Here is a 17,458-nt window from a genome sequence, read left to right as displayed (position 1 = left end):
AGTTTGCGAGTGGGAGAATAAATGGATGATAACTGCGGTAGCAGAATGGAGATATGGCAAATTTGTGCCATAGGCACAAAGTTTGCGAGTGGGAGAATAAATGGATGATAACTGCGGTAGCAGTATGGAGATATGGCACCCTAATCTTTGAAAAAATAAAAAAAGTATATAAACCCTATTGACATACTAGGAATATAGTAGTATACTCAGTTCATCACTTGAAACAGACAGTGCAAGACGCCTCATATTATGCGGTGTCAGAGAACATGTGAAATTAGTACAGAAAAGGAGTTTGAAATATGGCAAAGTTAAAGAGAGAAGACAGAAATTTGAAGTTTGAGACATTACAGTTGCATGTTGGTCAGGAGCAGGCTGACCCGGTTACGGATGCAAGAGCCGTACCGATTTATCAGACATCTTCCTATGTATTTCACAATAGTGATCATGCAGAGGCTCGTTTTGGCCTGAGTGATGCAGGTAACATTTATGGACGTTTAACAAATCCGACAGCAGATATTTTTGAGCAGAGAATTGCAGCACTGGAAGGTGGTGTCGCAGCACTTGCAGTAGCATCCGGTGCAGCAGCAATTTCTTATACATTGAAGACATTGGCACAGAATGGTGACCACATTGTATCAGCAAGTAATATTTATGGTGGTACCTACAATTATCTGGAGCATACACTTCCTCAGGATGGCGTGCAGACTACATTTGTAGATATTGCAAATTTTGATGAGGTTGAGGCAGCAATTCAGGACAACACCAAAGCGGTTTTCATTGAGACATTAGGAAATCCAAATTCATATGTTGTTGATATTGAGGGCATTGCAAAGATCGCACATGCACACAAGATTCCACTTGTCATTGATAATACATTTGGAACACCATATCTGATCCGTCCGATTGAGTATGGTGCAGACATTGTTGTACATTCTGCAACAAAATTTATTGGTGGACATGGAACTACGATTGGTGGTGTCATTGTTGATAGCGGTAAGTTTGACTGGGAAGCATCCGGCAAATTTGCATCTTTGACAGAGCCAAACCCAAGTTACCATGGAATCAGCTTTACAAAAGCAGTTGGCCCGGCAGCATTTGTTACAAAAATCCGTGCTATCTTGCTTCGTGATACAGGCGCAACACTTTCCCCATTTCATGCATTCATTTTCCTGCAGGGATTAGAGACATTATCTCTTCGTGTTGAGCGTCACGTGGAAAATGCATTGAAAGTTGTGGAATATTTGAACAATCATCCACAGGTAGAGCGCGTACATCATCCATCTGTAACGGATGATCCGGAGCAGCAGAGATTATACAAGAAGTACTTCCCGAATGGTGGCGGTTCCATTTTCACCTTCGAGATTAAGGGTGATGATCGCACAGCGAAAGACTTTATTGATAACTTGGAGATTTTCTCTTTGCTGGCAAATGTAGCAGACGTGAAGTCCTTAGTAATTCATCCGGCAAGTACTACACATTCACAGATGACGGTAGAGGAGTTAGAGGAAGTAGGTATTTATAAAAATACGATTCGTCTTTCTATCGGTACCGAGCATATTGATGATATCATTCAGGATTTGGATGAGGCGTTTAAGGCTGTAAAATGATAGTAAATATACCGCATAATAAGTATTATGGGACATCGTAACATAAATGGGTATGGGAAGTTTGAGTAAGCAATTAAAAAATAATGATCACTAATAACATTTTTAATATAAGGAGGACACTAACATGGCAAAGATTTATGAAAGCGTTACAGAATTGATCGGAGGAACACCGATCTTGAATGCAAAGAATTTTGCAAAACAGGCAGGAGCTAATGCAACTCTTTTGGCAAAATTAGAGTATTTTAATCCGGCAGGAAGTGTTAAGGATCGTATCGCTAAAGCGATGATCGATGAAGCAGAGAAAAGCGGCAAATTAAAAGAAGGTTCTGTTATTATCGAGCCAACCAGCGGAAATACAGGAATCGGTTTGGCATCTATAGCAGCAGCGAAAGGCTACCGTATTATTTTGACAATGCCTGAGACAATGAGTGTAGAGCGTCGTAATTTGTTAAAAGCATATGGTGCTGAGCTTGTCTTAACAGAAGGCGCTAAGGGTATGAAGGGTGCTATTGCCAAAGCAGAAGAGCTGGCAAAAGAAATCGAAGGCGCATTCATCCCAAGTCAGTTTGAAAATCCAGCTAATCCGGCTGCACATCGTGCAACAACAGGACCGGAGATTTGGAAAGACACTGACGGAAAAGTTGATATCTTCGTTGCCGGTGTAGGTACCGGTGGAACAGTTACAGGTATCGGCGAGTACTTAAAAGAGCAGAATCCGGATATCAAGGTTGTAGCAGTAGAGCCGGCAACGTCTCCGGTTCTTTCTAAGGGAGAAGCAGGACCTCATAAGATTCAGGGAATCGGTGCAGGTTTCGTGCCGGATACATTGAATACTAAGATTTATGATGAGGTGTTACCAATCGAGAATGAAGATGCATTTGCAGCAGGTCGTGCCTTTGCTAAGGCAGAAGGTGTATTGGTAGGAATTTCTTCCGGTGCAGCATTGCATGCAGCAACCATTTTAGCCAATCGTCCGGAAAATGCATGCAAGAACATTGTCGTATTATTACCGGATACAGGTGACAGATATTTGTCAACTGCACTTTTTGCAGACTAATCAGTGATTTGAAGCAAGTTAAACTTCTTACAGTTGGTAATTTTTAATATAATTTTGAATGAGAGGCGGCAAAGTGTTGGCAATGAGATGTAGGTTACGCCGGTTGCTTTGCCGACCTTAATAAAAGATAGCAGACAATTAATAATAAAACCTAAAGATGAATAATTGTAAATAAAAAACCTAAGAGAAAAAGATTAAAACATACATAAGGGAAATGGTGTACCTAAAAAGCTTGTGATTAACAAAAAACTTCGCAAAGCAGACAAGAAATGGATCAAGAAACTGGCGAAGAAATGGAAAATAAAAGTTGTTGAGAAAAAATAAGCTAAGTCCTGCACCGTTACATGCAGCGGCATGCTGTCTAAATGAGAAATTTAATTCTTGACAAATACCCTACAGGGGTATATCCTAAGTGGAGATACCCCTGTAGGGTATTTTTTGCAGGAAATTTTTGGTTTCCTATGGTGTAGCTTGATATCGGCTATTTGTGCTGCAGACGTCACAAAGCAGCCTTGATCGCAGAGACGAACATATGCGAATAAAATCCGCATAGACAGGTAGCTTGCGATTTCTCTGACACGAAAGCGTTTGCGGAATGGAGAATAAATAATATGGCAGAAGAAAAACTTTGTCCATGTCACAAGACGAAGGTGCGAGATGATAAGGAGTATAAAGATCTGCTCAATCGTTTGAATCGTATCGAAGGACAGATTCGCGGCATTAAAGGCATGGTAGAACGGGATGCGTATTGCCCGGATATATTGATACAGGTAGCTGCAGCAAATGCCGCATTAAATAGTTTTAATAAAGTTTTATTGGCAAATCACATAAAAACCTGTGTTACAACGGATATTAAGGATGGGAAAGAGGAAACGGTGGATGAATTAGTAAAAGTCCTGCAAAAATTAATGAAGTAGCCGCAGGACAATCTATTCATGACAGGTAACTGTCAACGAAAGCTGATTTATTCATGACAGGTAACTGTCAACGAAAGCTGATCTATTTATGACAGGTAACCGTCAACGAAAGCTGAGTTATAAAATTCACAGAAAGGAAGGTTCAAATGCAGCAGTATATTGTAACAGGAATGAGCTGTGCGGCGTGTAGTGCCAGGGTGGAAAAAGCAGTCAACGCAGTTCCGGGTGTTACCTCGTGCTCCGTTAGTCTGCTTACCAATTCGATGGGGGTAGAAGGAAGTGCATCTGGTGATGCCATCATTGAGGCGGTACAAAATGCAGGATATGGAGCCAAAATAAAGGGTGCAGACGTGCAATCCGGGAATGCGCAGAATCAGGGAGCACTCGAAGAGGAACTTGCCGATCACACCACGCCGCTTTTACGGAAGCGTTTGCTGTGGTCTGTTGGATTTTTGCTCGTACTCATGTATTTTTCTATGGGGCATATGATGTGGAATTGGCCGGTGCCGAAATGGATGGCAGGAAATCATGTGGCGATGGGATTGACACAAATGCTTCTCACGATCATTATTATGGTGATCAATCAGCATTTCTTCATTAGTGGGTTTAAGAGTTTGTGGCATCGGGCACCTAATATGGATACGCTCGTAGCATTAGGTGCGACAGCGGCATTTGGATATAGCACATATGCATTGTTTGCCATGACGGATGCTGTGATGCGTGGCGCGGACAAGCAGGTTATGGCGTATATGCACGACTTTTATTTTGAGTCTGCGGCGATGATCTTGACATTGATCACAGTCGGCAAAATGTTAGAGGCGCGCTCGAAGGGAAAGACAACGGATGCGCTCAAAGGTTTGCTTAGACTTGCACCAAAGACTGCCGTCGTTGTACGAGATGGCGCCGAAGTGACAGTGGATATTGCCAGTGTACAAAAAGACGATATCTTTGTGGTCAGACCCGGAGAAACGATACCGGTGGATGGCATCGTGCTGGATGGCAATAGTGCGGTGGATGAATCGGCACTTACAGGAGAGAGCGTTCCGGTGGACAAGCAAAAGGATGACCCGGTATCTGCAGCAACAATCAACCAGTCTGGTTTCTTGAAATGCAGGGCAACACGTGTCGGCGAGGATACGACGTTGTCACAGATCATTCAAATGGTTAGCGATGCAGCAGCAACGAAAGCGCCGATTGCCAAGGTCGCTGATAAAGTATCCGGAGTATTTGTGCCAACCGTGATCGTTATTGCAGCAGTGACGATGGTTGTTTGGCTGCTTACCGGCGCGAGCATCGGCTTTGCATTAGCCAGAGGCATTTCCGTACTGGTTATCAGCTGCCCGTGTGCGTTGGGACTGGCTACGCCGGTCGCAATCATGGTGGGAAACGGTGTCGGTGCGAAGCATGGAATATTGTTTAAGACAGCTGTTTCGCTGGAAGAGACCGGTAAGATGGATGTTGTATGTCTGGATAAGACAGGTACGATCACGAAAGGCGAACCGCAGGTTACAGATGTGATTCCGGTGGATGGTGTTACAGCAGAAGAACTGTTGTTGTATGCATATTCGTTGGAGCAGAAGAGTGAGCATCCGCTTGCTAAGGCAGTCCTAAAATACGGACAGGAGCATGCGGTAAATGCGATAGAACCAAAAGAATTCATGGCATTGCCGGGAAATGGATTGTCAGCAATGTGCGATGGCGCAAAGATAATGGGAGGCAGTCGAAAGTTTGTTGAGCAGACGATTTCACTCGAGAAAGTGTATAGCGATCGAATCGATTCACAGAATAAGAAATTCGATCGGCCGACAGAGCAGGAAAAGTCAATTGTGCCAGCTTCTGGTCGTTCGACAGAGCAGGAAAAGTCAATTGTGCCAGCTTCTGGTCGTTCGACAGAGCAGGAAAAGTCAATTGCGCCAGCCTCTGGTCGTTCGACAGAGCAGAAAGAACTGATCACACTGGTATCTGACCGCTTGGCGGGTCAGGGTAAGACACCACTCTTTTTTGCAAAAGATGGCAAATTGCTTGGTATTATCGCAGTTGCAGATGTGATCAAGGAAGACAGTCTTTCTGCTATTAAAGAGATGCAGGGTATGGGACTGCGGGTCGTTATGTTGACCGGTGATAATGAACGCACTGCGAAAGCAATTGGTGATCAGGTCGGCGTAGATGAGGTGATCGCCGGAGTGCTTCCGGATGGCAAAGAAGCGGTTGTCAGACGCCTGCAGCAATATGGTAAGGTTGCCATGGTTGGAGATGGCATTAACGATGCACCGGCTCTGACCAGAGCTGATATGGGTATTGCGATCGGCGCCGGAACAGACGTTGCCATTGATGCAGCAGATGTGGTTTTGATGCAGAGCAGACTTTGCGATGTGCCTGCGGCAATTCGCTTGAGCAGAGCAACGCTGCGCAATATTCACGAAAATCTGTTTTGGGCATTTTTCTATAATGTGATCGGTATTCCGCTGGCGGCGGGAGTATGGATCCCATTGTTTGGCTGGGAGTTAAATCCTATGTTTGGTGCTGCAGCAATGAGTCTGTCCAGTTTTTGCGTGGTATCCAATGCATTGAGATTGAATCTCTGCAAAATATATGATGCCCATAAAGATAAAAAAAGAGCTGGAAATTCACAAATTCAGCCCAAAATAGTATATAATGAGGAGGAAACAACGATGACGAAAACAATGAAAATTAACGGAATGATGTGTGGACACTGCGAGGCAACAGTGAAGAAAGCATTGGAGAGTTTGGATCAGGTAACAGAGGCTGTGGTAAGCCACGAGGCAGGGACAGCAGTTGTTACGTTATCTGCAGATATCGCAGATGATGTATTGAAGCAGACGGTAGAAGCGAAAGATTACGAAGTGACATCCATTGAGTAATAGAGCATAACCCAATGTTGATATGGATCCCGGAGTGTACGTTTTTGTGGACAGGAAAGCATTCTCCGGGATTTTTTGTTTTAAAAAGTGAGCTTTTACTTTGCAAAATAAAAATACCTTGTGAGAAGGAAATTGCTGTACCATTGCTATTTTATAAGGAGGAGAAATGCAGGCATTTATTACAAAACATAGGAAGGGGATCAAACGAATGTTGATCGGATGTGGGATTGTTATCATACTTAGTGCAGCCGTTATATTTGGCATGGATGCGTATGTGGTGCATTACGCCAAAGGTTATGTATATGAGACGGGGCAGGAAAACAGTATGCCGAAAGCCGACTGCATATTGGTATTAGGGGCAGGCATGAAGCCAAATGGGGAGCCAAGCTTAATGCTTCGTGATCGTTTAAATCGTGCGATCGAATTATACCGTGCGGGGGTATCGGATCGTTTTCTGTTGACCGGGGATCATGGCAGGAAAGGCTATAATGAAGTACGGGGAATGAAAGACTATATTATGGCGAATCTGGATGTCCCGGAGGATAAGATCTTTATGGATCATGCAGGCTTTTCAACGTATGAATCCATGTATCGTGCCAGAGATATTTTTGAGGTACATAATCCGGTTGTTGTCACGCAAAAGTATCACGCATATCGCGCGGTGTACGCTGCACGTAAATTGGGACTGGATGCTTATGCCGCACCGAATAAACGGATGAAATACCGTAATATCTGGATCTGCAAATTGCGCGAAGTGGCTGCGAGAGATAAGGAAGTGGTCAATCTGTGGATACAGCCAAAGCCGACTTATTTAGGAGATAAGATTCCGATCAGCGGAAGTGGACTGGCAACGAAAGATACACGCACTGACAAAACAGAAAGGGAAAGGTAATGACAATGAAAAAAAGCAAAAAAGTATGGAGCTTGTTACTCGTATTGAGTCTGGTGATTGGCATGGCAGCAGGAGGTGTGCAATCGCAGGCGTACAGTGTTCCATCCAATATGAAATGGTGGACGAAAGATCGTTTCGGTATGTTTATTCACTTTGGAGCGTATTCCTATTATGGACACGGGGAATGGGCGATGCAGATCGAGGGGATTTCGAAGCAGAAATACCAGCAGACGGTAGCCGCAAAGTTCAATCCAACCAAGTTTAATGCCAATGAAATTGTGAAATATGCAAAGCTTGCCGGTATGAAATACATCGTGATCACAGCCAAACATCATGAGGGAATGGCAATGTGGGATACGAATGTTGCCAGCTTTAAGGATTATACCGGTAAGACGATGTTTAGTCTGCAGCAGTATACACCATTTGGCAAAACCGGCCGTGATGTGCTGATGGAGTTAAAAACAGCCTGTGATAAGGCAGGGATTAAGTTTGGCCTGTATTACTCGATCATAGATTGGAACCATTCGTCGCAGACGATCAACGGTGATTTTACGAAGATGAAGTCAATGGCTGCGCGCACAGCATACATCCGCGACATGAAGGCTCAGTTAAAAGAGTTAGTAGACCGTTATGATCCGGCAATTATGTGGTTTGACGGAGACTGGACTTACAGAAGAAAGGCGCCGACACTGGCAAAATGGTGGACGAAAGCAGATGGAAAAGATCTGTATAAATATGTAAAATCTTTGAAATCTTCTATATTAGTAAACGAGCGTGTCTGCCGTGGATTTAAGCTGGGTGATTTTGAGTGCCCGGAGAGAAGTATTCCGGAGAAAGCACCATCAAGACCATGGGAGACTTGTCAGTCCATGAACGATGCGTGGGGCTATAAAAAGGATTTGGAGAATTCATATCGAAGCTATAAATATTTAATCCGGGAATTGGTCGATGTTGCTTCTAAGAGTGGTAATTATCTGTTAAATATCGGACCGAAGGGTGACGGTACTATGACAGCGGGAAGTAAGAAAGCACTGCGTGGCATTGGTAACTGGATGAAGAAAAACGGCAGCAGTATTTATGCTACCTCCGGTAATCCGTTTGGTAAGGTCCCATCTTGGGGAACATATACCAAGAAAGGTAAAAATGTCTATGTACATGTGACGAAATGGCCTAAAAATAAAAAGCTGACAGTACGCAAGTACAAAAATAAAAAGCTCAAAAAAGTCTATTTGCTGGAATCCGGTAAAAAGATTTCCTGCAAAGGCAATAAAAAAGGAAAGACGAAGGTGACCTTAAAGGTGACGAAGAAAGTACCTAATAAAAAAGATACGGTTATTGTGATGCAGTATAAATAGGTGTCCGTATAATGGCACAGCAAGACGGGCAGGCGTTTAGCGCATGAGATGTAGAGAAAATGATTCACTAGAAGATTAAGAGAAAGGAAGAAAATATGGAGATCGCACAATATATACAAGAAGGAAAAGCAGTACTTGGCATTGAGTTTGGTTCGACGCGTATCAAGGCTGTGCTGATCGGAGAACAAGGAGAACCACTTGCTTCCGGCAGCCACAACTGGGAGAATCGCTTAGAGGATGGTGTGTGGACATACCACGAGGAGGATATCTGGAATGGTTTGGCAGACTGTTATCGTTCCTTGGCAGAGCAAGTACAGCAAAAATACAACGTAACGCTCACAAAGCTTGCAGCAATTGGTTTTTCGGCGATGATGCATGGATATTTGGCGTTCGACGCGAAAGGAGACTTCTTGGTTCCATTCCGTACTTGGCGCAATACAATGACAGAAGAGGCGGCAGAGCAGTTGACGAAACGGTTTGCGTTTAATATTCCGCAGAGATGGAGTATTGCACATTTATATCAGGCAATTTTGAACGAGGAACCACATTTATCGAAGCTTTCTTATTTTACGACATTGGCAGGTTATGTACATTGGAAGCTCACAGACGAAAAAGTACTCGGCGTGGGCGATGCATCGGGAATGTTCCCAATCGACAGCGAGACGGGAGACTACGATAGTAAGATGCTGGCACAGTTTGATGAGATGATTGCCGATCGTGGATACTCGTGGAATATAAAGGATATTTTGCCAAAGGTCTTGTCGGCAGGAGAGGAAGCCGGAGTGCTGACCGAGAGGGGAGCCGCGTTATTGGATCCAACCGGTTCTTTACAGGCGGGGATTCCGTTATGCCCGCCGGAAGGAGATGCCGGAACCGGGATGGTCGCAACAGATAGTGTAGGTGTCCGCACCGGAAATGTATCTGCCGGAACATCAATTTTTGCGATGGTTGTACTTGAACAGGCATTAAAACAGGTGCATACGGAAATTGATATGGTTACAACACCTTCCGGTGAGCCGGTGGCGATGGTACATTGTAACAATTGCACCTCGGACATCAATGCATGGGTTAACTTGTTCGGTGAATTTGCGGATTACATGGGCTTTTCGGTAGACACAGGAACGCTGTTTACAAAATTGTTCCAAAAAGCAGAGGAGGGAGCGGCCGATTGCGGCGGTCTTCTTTCCTATAATTATTTTTCCGGAGAAGGTGTGACTGCATTAGATGCCGGAAGACCACTCTTTGTGCGTAAGCCGGATGCGGCATTTAACCTAGCTAATTTTATGCGTACACATTTATATAGTGCGCTGGCAACCTTGAAGATCGGATTGGATATTTTGCAGCAGGAGCAGGTTCAAGTTGACAAAATGTATGGACATGGCGGCTTCTTTACGACCAAGGGCGTCGGACAGCGGATTACTGCGGCAGCAATGAATGCACCGGTTTCTGTGATGGAGACAGCCGGTGAGGGCGGTGCCTGGGGTATTGCGCTGCTTGCAGATTTTATGGTTCATAAGCAGGAGGGACAGTCGCTGGCACAGTATTTGGAAGATTATGTATTTGCCGGCAATGAAGGGACAACAATAGCCCCTGATCCGGAGATCGTGCAGGGATTTGAACAATTTATGGAATCATATCGTGGGGGCTTGCAGATTGAAGAAACTTCGTTACATTGGTAAGCAGATATTTTCGAATGGAGGACACTATGTTAGAAGAGTTAAAGAAAAAGGTATATGAAGCAAATATGGAACTGCCGCGCAGAGGATTGATCACGTATACTTGGGGAAATGTAAGCGGGATTGATAGAGATACCAGATATTTTGTGATCAAACCCAGTGGCGTAGATTATGATAAGCTGCGTCCGGAAGATATGGTGGTCATGGATCTGGAAGGAAACCGTATCGAGGGAACGCTTAACCCATCATCGGACACGCCAACGCATTTGGAATTGTACAAAAAATATCCGGAAATCGGAGGCGTTGTGCATACACATTCGCCGGAGGCAACTTCGTGGGCGCAGGCAGGACGTGACATTCCATTATATGGAACAACACATGCCGACTATTTTTATGGTCCGATTCCTTGTGCGCGAAGTCTGACACCGGAAGAGATTGGTGGAGAGTATGAGCGTAATACCGGACTTGTTATTATTGAGACATTTGAGCAGAGAGGACTGAATCCAATGCATACGCCGGGCGTACTCTGCACAAACCACGGACCGTTTACCTGGGGCAAGGATGCTGCTGAAGCAGTGCATAATGCGGTCGTGCTGGAAGAGGTTGCGCGCATGGCGATCCGAACAGAATTACTCAACCCTCAGGTACAGCCGGCACCGGATAGTATTCGTGACAAGCATTTTTTTAGAAAACATGGAGAAAATGCATACTATGGTCAATAGTATGATGTGAGGGGGATCGCTGTGGAATTTGCATTGAAACAGGGGCGGGTGCTGGTGCTTGATGCAGCGGAAGCGAAGGAACGCTGGGAGAGTGCCAGCTTTTGGAATGAAATGGAATATATGCTGCAGTCTAACCGTATGCATTTTTCGAAAGCTGTAGTTCTTGCGGACGCTGTGGTGGGCGAAATTATGTGGCATCCGGAAGAAGCATATGACGGCAGAGCGGTCAGTATTATTTACTATCTTGACCGCAGCGAACTGGTTTTGATCGGACAAAAGACCAGACATGATCACTGGGAAAAACAGCTTCGCTCGCTGATCAGTGATGAAGATGATCTGTCGCCTGTACGTTTTTTTATCCGCCTTTTGGATGAATTATTAAAAGATGATATCAAACATTTGCAGAGGATCGAAGCAGGCTGCTTCCAGATGGAAGAGGAGATCCAGTCCGGGGAGAAGACGGATCCGACCGGATTAATGGCCAAATATCGCAAAATATTACTCAACAAGAGCTTTCAATATCAACAGATGATGGATATGAGCGATACACTTGTCGAAAATGTCAATGATTTCTTTGATGAGAAAGAGGTGATCTGTTTTCAGACATATGGACAAAAGGTAGAGCGGTTATACAATCGCTCTAAAATGCTTCGGGAATATATGCTGCAAATACGAGAATTACAGCAGCAGCGCTTGGATGAAGAACAAAATAGGATCATGCGTATCCTGACGATCGTCACGGCTATTTTTTCGCCGTTGACACTTGTGGCAGGGTGGTATGGTATGAATTTTGTTGGAATGCCGGAGCTTAAAAGTCATTACGGTTATCCTGTTGTGGCAATCGTGTGTGGTATCATCATTCTTCTTGAATTTATCTATTTCAAACACAAAAAAATGTTGTAAGAAGTAATGAATCCCCCTTAGGCAGATAAGGTAGATAACCAAAAGTCTGCTCAAGGGGGATTTAATTTGTGTTGATCCATTATTTTGAATAGGAAATTGCTGCTATGTAGCGTGACATCGCCAAGCAAGAATTGCTTTTAATTTGCTGCCTGTGCAATATTCATAGCGTGCGCTGCAACACGTTCCAGATCCATCAAAAGTTCTACGAACATCATACCCTGTTGTGAATTACATTTTCCCTTATTCATACGGACAATATGCTTTTCCTTCATGTCCTCGATCATGCGGTTTACATCTCGTTTCAAGGCATATACATGTGCGTATTTATCCTGATCCGGTGATACCATTTGGGCGTAAGCTTCTTTGTAAATACGTTCAATAATATCCACCAACCCACGGAGTTCTTCCATGGCGGTTTTACTGAAACGCTCCTTATTCTTGTGCATACGAATACTATATTGTGCCATATTTTCTGCATGGTCACCGATTCGCTCTAAATCATTGATTACATGGAATAGATTACCAACGTGCTTAGCCTGCTCTGGCGTCAGATCTGCAAAAGAACTCATGCGGATCAGTGCATCGGTAATTTTCTTATTTAAGAAATCGATCGTTTCTTCCGTCTGGTTGAAATCATCCTCGTCTTTCAAACGATTATCAAAATAATTCTCGGTAGCGAGACGAAGGTTGGTTTGTACCAGTTCTTCCATACGATTGGTCTCCGCATCGATCTGACCGATCATTGCAGTAGAAGTCGTATGTGTTGTTTCGCTGATAAACTCTAATTTTGCCATATTTGGCTCTTCGTCGGAGCCGCGAATGATCTTCTTAGACAAAGCGGCGATGAGATTTGAGAATGGGAACAGCACGATCAGTGATACTAAGTTAAAGATCGTGTTCGCATTTGCAATACGGCGGCTCGGATCTCCGGAAGTCATCGACAACCAGTCGAGAACCGGAAGGAATGTAGTGGCTAACATAAAGATCAGCATACCACAGGTTTCAAAAATAGCAACGATGGCAGCAACGCGTTTGGCATCCTTTTTGCCACCAATAGAAGCTAAGATCGGAGCGATACTTGCACCGATATTCATACCAAGCATTACATAAAAGGCCGGGCGGAATCCAATGACACCGCTTACCGCCATGATCTGCAGCACACCGACGGAGGCAGAGGCACTTTGGATAATTACGGTGAAAATCACGCCGACCAGTACACCGAGCAGAGGATTGGAAAGATTTGCCACGATATTAATAAACCATTCTTCCTGTGCCATTGGTCTCATTGCGGTGCTCATGGTGGACAATCCGACAAAGAGGATACCAAGACTTGCGACAACCTGTCCGAAGCTTTTGATGTTGTTGGATTTAGCAAACATCAAGAAAGCAACGCCCACAAAGGCAATAACCGGAGCATATTTTGAAATATAATTGGTTGCAAGAAGCTGTCCGGTGATCGTTGTACCTAGCTTAGCACCCATGATGATCCCAACAGAGCGCTCTAACTGCATCATTCCGGCATTTACAAATCCGACAGTCATGACACACATGGCATTGGAGCTTTGGATCAGTGCGGTCAGACCGGCACCCAGCAACACAGCCATAATACGTTTTTCCGTTAATTTTTCCAAAATAGTTTTCATATAATCGCCGGCAAGTTTCTTCAAACCGTCGCTCATGAAAGTCATTCCAAAGATGAAGAGCGCAAGCCCTCCAAGAAGATTGATCACGTGTTCTGAAGTCATTCGTTTTCTCCTTATCAATCACTAAATGGTGTTATTTGCATAAAAATCACAGCACATATCGACGAAAAGCTTTGTAAAATCTAGGCAAATAATGAGATAAACAGTAGCATTTTACGTAAAATCCGCGTAAAGCCAAATATAATTATATAGCGTGTTTCTATGAAAAGCAATCATTTTTATATCATCGATCTATAGGAAATCGATGCATATTCCTCCACAACCAATATGGGAAGTTAAAGTAAGGTATAGTTGATAAACGAGATGGGAAATGCTATAGTTAGGATTAATGTAAAAACAATTGGAGTAAGGAGGATTAGTGTATGCAGACAGCACTTTTAAGTTATTTTCCGGGGATGTATTACTATATGGATCCGACATATGTTCTTGTTATTATTGGTGCGGTAATATGTATGCTGGCATCTGCCAACGTCAGCCGGACATTTAATAAGTACAGTCGATATCATAGCAAACGTGGTCTGACAGGGGCGCAGACAGCAGAAATGATCCTGCGAAGTGCAGGGATTACCGATGTACGAATCGAACATATCAGCGGACAGTTGACTGATCATTATGATCCACGTGCGAAGGTGGTGCGATTGTCAGATAGTGTATATGGTGCATCATCCATTGCCGCCGTTGGAGTGGCAGCGCACGAATGTGGACATGTCATTCAACATCATGTTGGTTATGTTCCGATACAGATACGCAGTGCCATTGTTCCGGTGGTCAATATTGGTTCTAAATTGTCGTGGCCGGTGATCATTGTCGGATTGCTAATCGGGCATACCAATTTGATCTATCTTGGTATTATATTGTTTGCGTTGACATTGTTATTTCAGATTGTCACCCTTCCGGTAGAGTTTAATGCGTCGGGCAGAGCACTTCGCATTTTAAATGATAGCGGAATGTTATATGAAGATGAGGTGAGAGGGGCGAGACGTGTACTTTCAGCGGCAGCAATGACCTATATAACGGCAACGGTATCCACCTTATTACAGCTGCTTCGACTGGTGTTACTGTTTGGAAGAAGAGATAACGATTAAATCAAACATACACACTTCATACATTTCGAAGTTGTTTATTAAAACTACCGTCAGAGAAAGGAATGACAGATTACGATGGAATTATGGGATATTTATGATAAGGACAAGAAGCCAACCGGGCGAACCATGAAAAGAAATGATTGGTGCTTGAAAGAAGGGGAGTATCATTTGTCGGTACTCGGTGTTATTCAGAGACCGGATGGAAAATATTTGATCACAAAGCGTGCGGCTGACAAAGCTTGGGCACCCGGCTGGTGGGAAGTATCCGGTGGAGCGGCTATTGCCGGGGAGACATCGGAAGAGGCCGTGAAACGTGAAATCTTAGAAGAAACCGGACTGGATGTAACGAATGCAGAAGGTGGCTTTCTGTTTTCGTATCACCGTGAGAATCCGGGAGAAGGTGATAACTATTTTGTAGATGTCTATAAATATCATATGGATTTTACAGAGGCAGATATCAAATTGCAGACGGAAGAGACGAATGCATTTCAGATAGCGGATGCAGCACAGTTATCAGAATACGATAAGCAGGGGATTTTTTTACATTATCAAAGTATTAAGCAGGCGTTGCAATAGTGACAGTGTATGATACCGGGTGGGAGAATCATTCACAGATATGTTCTGATATTATTTTTTGGTATGGTAAGTTCAAGTTTGATGTGCGAAGTTTGCGTTTTTGGATCTAAACACTTTACAAAATCAAAATAAACTCCACAAGCTATTAATATTATTAGGAAAATATACGGAAAAACTTAATAATATTAAAAAATAAAATATTGCAAAATAAAATGAACCTTTTGGGCTTCTAAATAGTCATATAAGTAGAACCGATCAAAAGGTGGCCACAAGAGATGGTGAAACCTTGTGCCTATGGTGCACCTCTGGCACAGGGAGGTAATGCACTGGAAGTGTGCGCAGAAAGGAAGGAAAAGATTGAGGCGTAGTTTGACTTCTAGGCAATTTGAACAATTTGTTGCAACAGAAAGAGGCATGCTGGTACGGCTCGCAATGAATATACTGCATCATCCGGAGGATGCAGATGATGCGGTGGCAGAAGCGTTATGCAAAGCGTGGGAACGCAGGGAACAGCTTCGATCACCGGATAAAATGCGGTCGTGGGTAGCAAAGATTACAGTCAATACAGCGTTATCTATGATTCAAAAAAGAAAACGGGTAGAATTGGTGGAATCTATGGATGACTATCCGACGAACGAAGCGTCGGGTTATCCGCATAGCGGAATTTGGCATGAGATAGAAAGTCTGGCAGAGCAGGATCGTACATTGGTATATTTGTATTACATATATGGCTTTTCGCAAAAAGAGATAAGCGCAATCTTAAACATACCAACAGGTACGGTAAAATCAAGACTCTATACAGTGCGACAAAAATTAAAAAATTGCAGGTAAATAATGGACTATGGAAGGAAGTAAATACAATGAGAAGTAGATTGGATCGAGAAATCAGCCGACGACTGCTGCAGGAAGTTCCAACTGAACCAACGGTGAAAAACAGTAGAATAGATCAACTGTTATGCCGGGTGCGTGCGGAGGATGTGCAGGATGACGGCAAAGTGGTGCGTGCATTCTCCTATCGAACGGCAGTCGCAGCGGTTGGCGCAGCCATTATGTTGACGATGGGTACATATGCTGCTGTGGATAAATATCATGAACATTTACAATCAATGTCTCAAGAGGAACAGAAGCAGTTAAACCATATGACACAGGCACAACGCGAAGATGCAGATCACTATTCACGCAAGTTATCTTCTCAGGAGCAGAAGCGCAAGGAACTGCTGCAGAAGGAATATAAAAAGGGAACATTGCCGGAGACGAAGCTGAAGGAAGTAGATTCTCAGAAAGAAGTGAAAGCGAATGGCGGGAAAGAAGTCGTATACTGTCGTGCAAATAGTACCTTTTATCTGCCGAAGAGCGAATTGACCGATGAGCAGTTATTACAGATCATTGATTTTAATGAGCGGCGTGATTATGCGCTGGCAAAGCAGAATCAGGCAGACAGAGCGAGGGCTGCACAAAGGCCGGTCGACGAAACGGCAAATAAGCTGACAGAGGATCAGGCGATTGAGGCTGCCAAGCAGTATGTCAGCAAAATATATGGACTTGATACAAATCGGGCGAGGACTGCTGTAGATGTGACGACCTATGAAGACAGCGAGGATGACGAATATTGCGTATCTCTATCTGACGAATCTTGGCAAAGTGGATATCAATTATTGATAGATGCTCAAACTGGAGAATTACGCCAAATAGATGAAGATAGTGATTGCTATATGAATCCGGTCAAGCAGTTAAGTCGTTTGCAGCAAATGCAAACTAAGCATATTGAGATGATTCAGAATATGTTAACTGGTTTGGAACAAGAAGCTGACATTATAAAATGTAAGGCTATATATGTATATGATAAGGATGTGCCTCAAATGGGTGCCTCACTTAAATATTTTGTGCAGACTAAGTCAGCTCAAGTCTATGTGTTTGGCTATAACATAGATAAAGACAGAGTAGAAAGTCTTTGGATCACTTCCGATTTTGAGAAAACCTTGGATAAGGAGATCGCAGACAAGAAAACAATGAGAAAAAAGGATGAACTGCAGATTAAAATTTTTAACTGCATCAATCAATAAAAATATAACGCACCAAAGGT

The 17,458-nt window shown here is 43.6% G+C and carries 14 protein-coding genes; 13 read left to right on the top strand and 1 reads right to left on the bottom strand.

Annotation, left to right across the window (positions count from 1 at the left end):
- Positions 1-299: 299 nt before the first annotated feature.
- The 9 genes from ACSAJE_RS07930 to ACSAJE_RS07890 all read left to right on the top strand — a co-directional run bounded on the left by ACSAJE_RS07930 (position 300) and on the right by ACSAJE_RS07890 (position 12,011).
- Complete coding sequence (locus ACSAJE_RS07930) at positions 300-1,607, top strand: O-acetylhomoserine aminocarboxypropyltransferase/cysteine synthase family protein (RefSeq protein WP_458008763.1); 1,308 nt, start codon at positions 300-302, stop codon at positions 1,605-1,607.
- 124 nt (positions 1,608-1,731) lie between these two features.
- The gene (gene cysK, locus ACSAJE_RS07925) at positions 1,732-2,664 is read left to right on the top strand and encodes a cysteine synthase A (protein ID WP_458008762.1); all 933 of its coding nucleotides are present in this window, start codon (positions 1,732-1,734) and stop codon (positions 2,662-2,664) included.
- A gap of 611 nt (positions 2,665-3,275) precedes the next feature.
- The gene (locus ACSAJE_RS07920) at positions 3,276-3,581 is read left to right on the top strand and encodes a metal-sensing transcriptional repressor (RefSeq protein WP_118507742.1); all 306 of its coding nucleotides are present in this window, start codon (positions 3,276-3,278) and stop codon (positions 3,579-3,581) included.
- Positions 3,582-3,727: 146 nt separating this feature from the next.
- Complete coding sequence (locus ACSAJE_RS07915) at positions 3,728-6,463, top strand: heavy metal translocating P-type ATPase (protein WP_458008761.1); 2,736 nt, start codon at positions 3,728-3,730, stop codon at positions 6,461-6,463.
- A gap of 166 nt (positions 6,464-6,629) precedes the next feature.
- Positions 6,630-7,355 carry a SanA/YdcF family protein gene (locus ACSAJE_RS07910; RefSeq protein WP_458008760.1) on the top strand — a complete coding sequence of 242 codons (726 nt, stop codon included), beginning with the start codon at positions 6,630-6,632 and terminating at the stop codon, positions 7,353-7,355.
- Positions 7,356-7,360: 5 nt separating this feature from the next.
- Positions 7,361-8,710 carry an alpha-L-fucosidase gene (locus tag ACSAJE_RS07905; protein ID WP_458008759.1) on the top strand — a complete coding sequence of 450 codons (1,350 nt, stop codon included), beginning with the start codon at positions 7,361-7,363 and terminating at the stop codon, positions 8,708-8,710.
- Positions 8,711-8,805: 95 nt separating this feature from the next.
- Positions 8,806-10,389, top strand: coding sequence for a xylulokinase (locus ACSAJE_RS07900; protein ID WP_458008758.1), 1,584 nt, complete (start codon positions 8,806-8,808; stop codon positions 10,387-10,389).
- Between the two features lie 26 nt (positions 10,390-10,415).
- Positions 10,416-11,108: an L-ribulose-5-phosphate 4-epimerase gene (locus ACSAJE_RS07895; RefSeq protein WP_458008757.1), complete on the top strand. Its 693-nt coding sequence runs from the start codon at positions 10,416-10,418 to the stop codon at positions 11,106-11,108.
- A gap of 21 nt (positions 11,109-11,129) precedes the next feature.
- Positions 11,130-12,011 (top strand): magnesium transporter CorA family protein, encoded by an 882-nt coding sequence (locus ACSAJE_RS07890; RefSeq protein ID WP_022025864.1) that lies wholly within the window; start codon positions 11,130-11,132, stop codon positions 12,009-12,011.
- Between the two features lie 137 nt (positions 12,012-12,148).
- On the opposite strand, the gene ACSAJE_RS07885 is transcribed toward ACSAJE_RS07890, so the two are convergent.
- Positions 12,149-13,756, bottom strand: coding sequence for a Na/Pi cotransporter family protein (locus tag ACSAJE_RS07885; RefSeq protein ID WP_022025865.1), 1,608 nt, complete (start codon positions 13,754-13,756; stop codon positions 12,149-12,151).
- Between the two features lie 320 nt (positions 13,757-14,076).
- Between ACSAJE_RS07885 and ACSAJE_RS07880 the strand changes: the two genes are divergently transcribed.
- The 4 genes from ACSAJE_RS07880 to ACSAJE_RS07865 all read left to right on the top strand — a co-directional run bounded on the left by ACSAJE_RS07880 (position 14,077) and on the right by ACSAJE_RS07865 (position 17,438).
- Positions 14,077-14,799: a zinc metallopeptidase gene (locus tag ACSAJE_RS07880; RefSeq protein WP_022025866.1), complete on the top strand. Its 723-nt coding sequence runs from the start codon at positions 14,077-14,079 to the stop codon at positions 14,797-14,799.
- Between the two features lie 75 nt (positions 14,800-14,874).
- A complete protein-coding gene (locus ACSAJE_RS07875; protein WP_444157164.1) occupies positions 14,875-15,375 on the top strand; it encodes an NUDIX hydrolase in 501 nt (166 codons plus the stop codon).
- A gap of 357 nt (positions 15,376-15,732) precedes the next feature.
- On the top strand, positions 15,733-16,206 hold the full coding sequence (locus ACSAJE_RS07870; RefSeq protein ID WP_458008756.1) for an RNA polymerase sigma factor: 474 nt from the start codon (positions 15,733-15,735) through the stop codon (positions 16,204-16,206).
- Positions 16,207-16,235: 29 nt separating this feature from the next.
- Positions 16,236-17,438 (top strand): hypothetical protein, encoded by a 1,203-nt coding sequence (locus ACSAJE_RS07865; RefSeq protein ID WP_458008755.1) that lies wholly within the window; start codon positions 16,236-16,238, stop codon positions 17,436-17,438.
- The last annotated feature ends 20 nt before the right edge of the window (positions 17,439-17,458 follow it).

It is taken from the genome of Jutongia sp. SJQ-6, assembly GCF_054161275.1.
The sequence above is the reverse complement of the archived record's forward strand: the minus strand, read 5'-3'. Positions and strand labels throughout refer to the sequence as shown.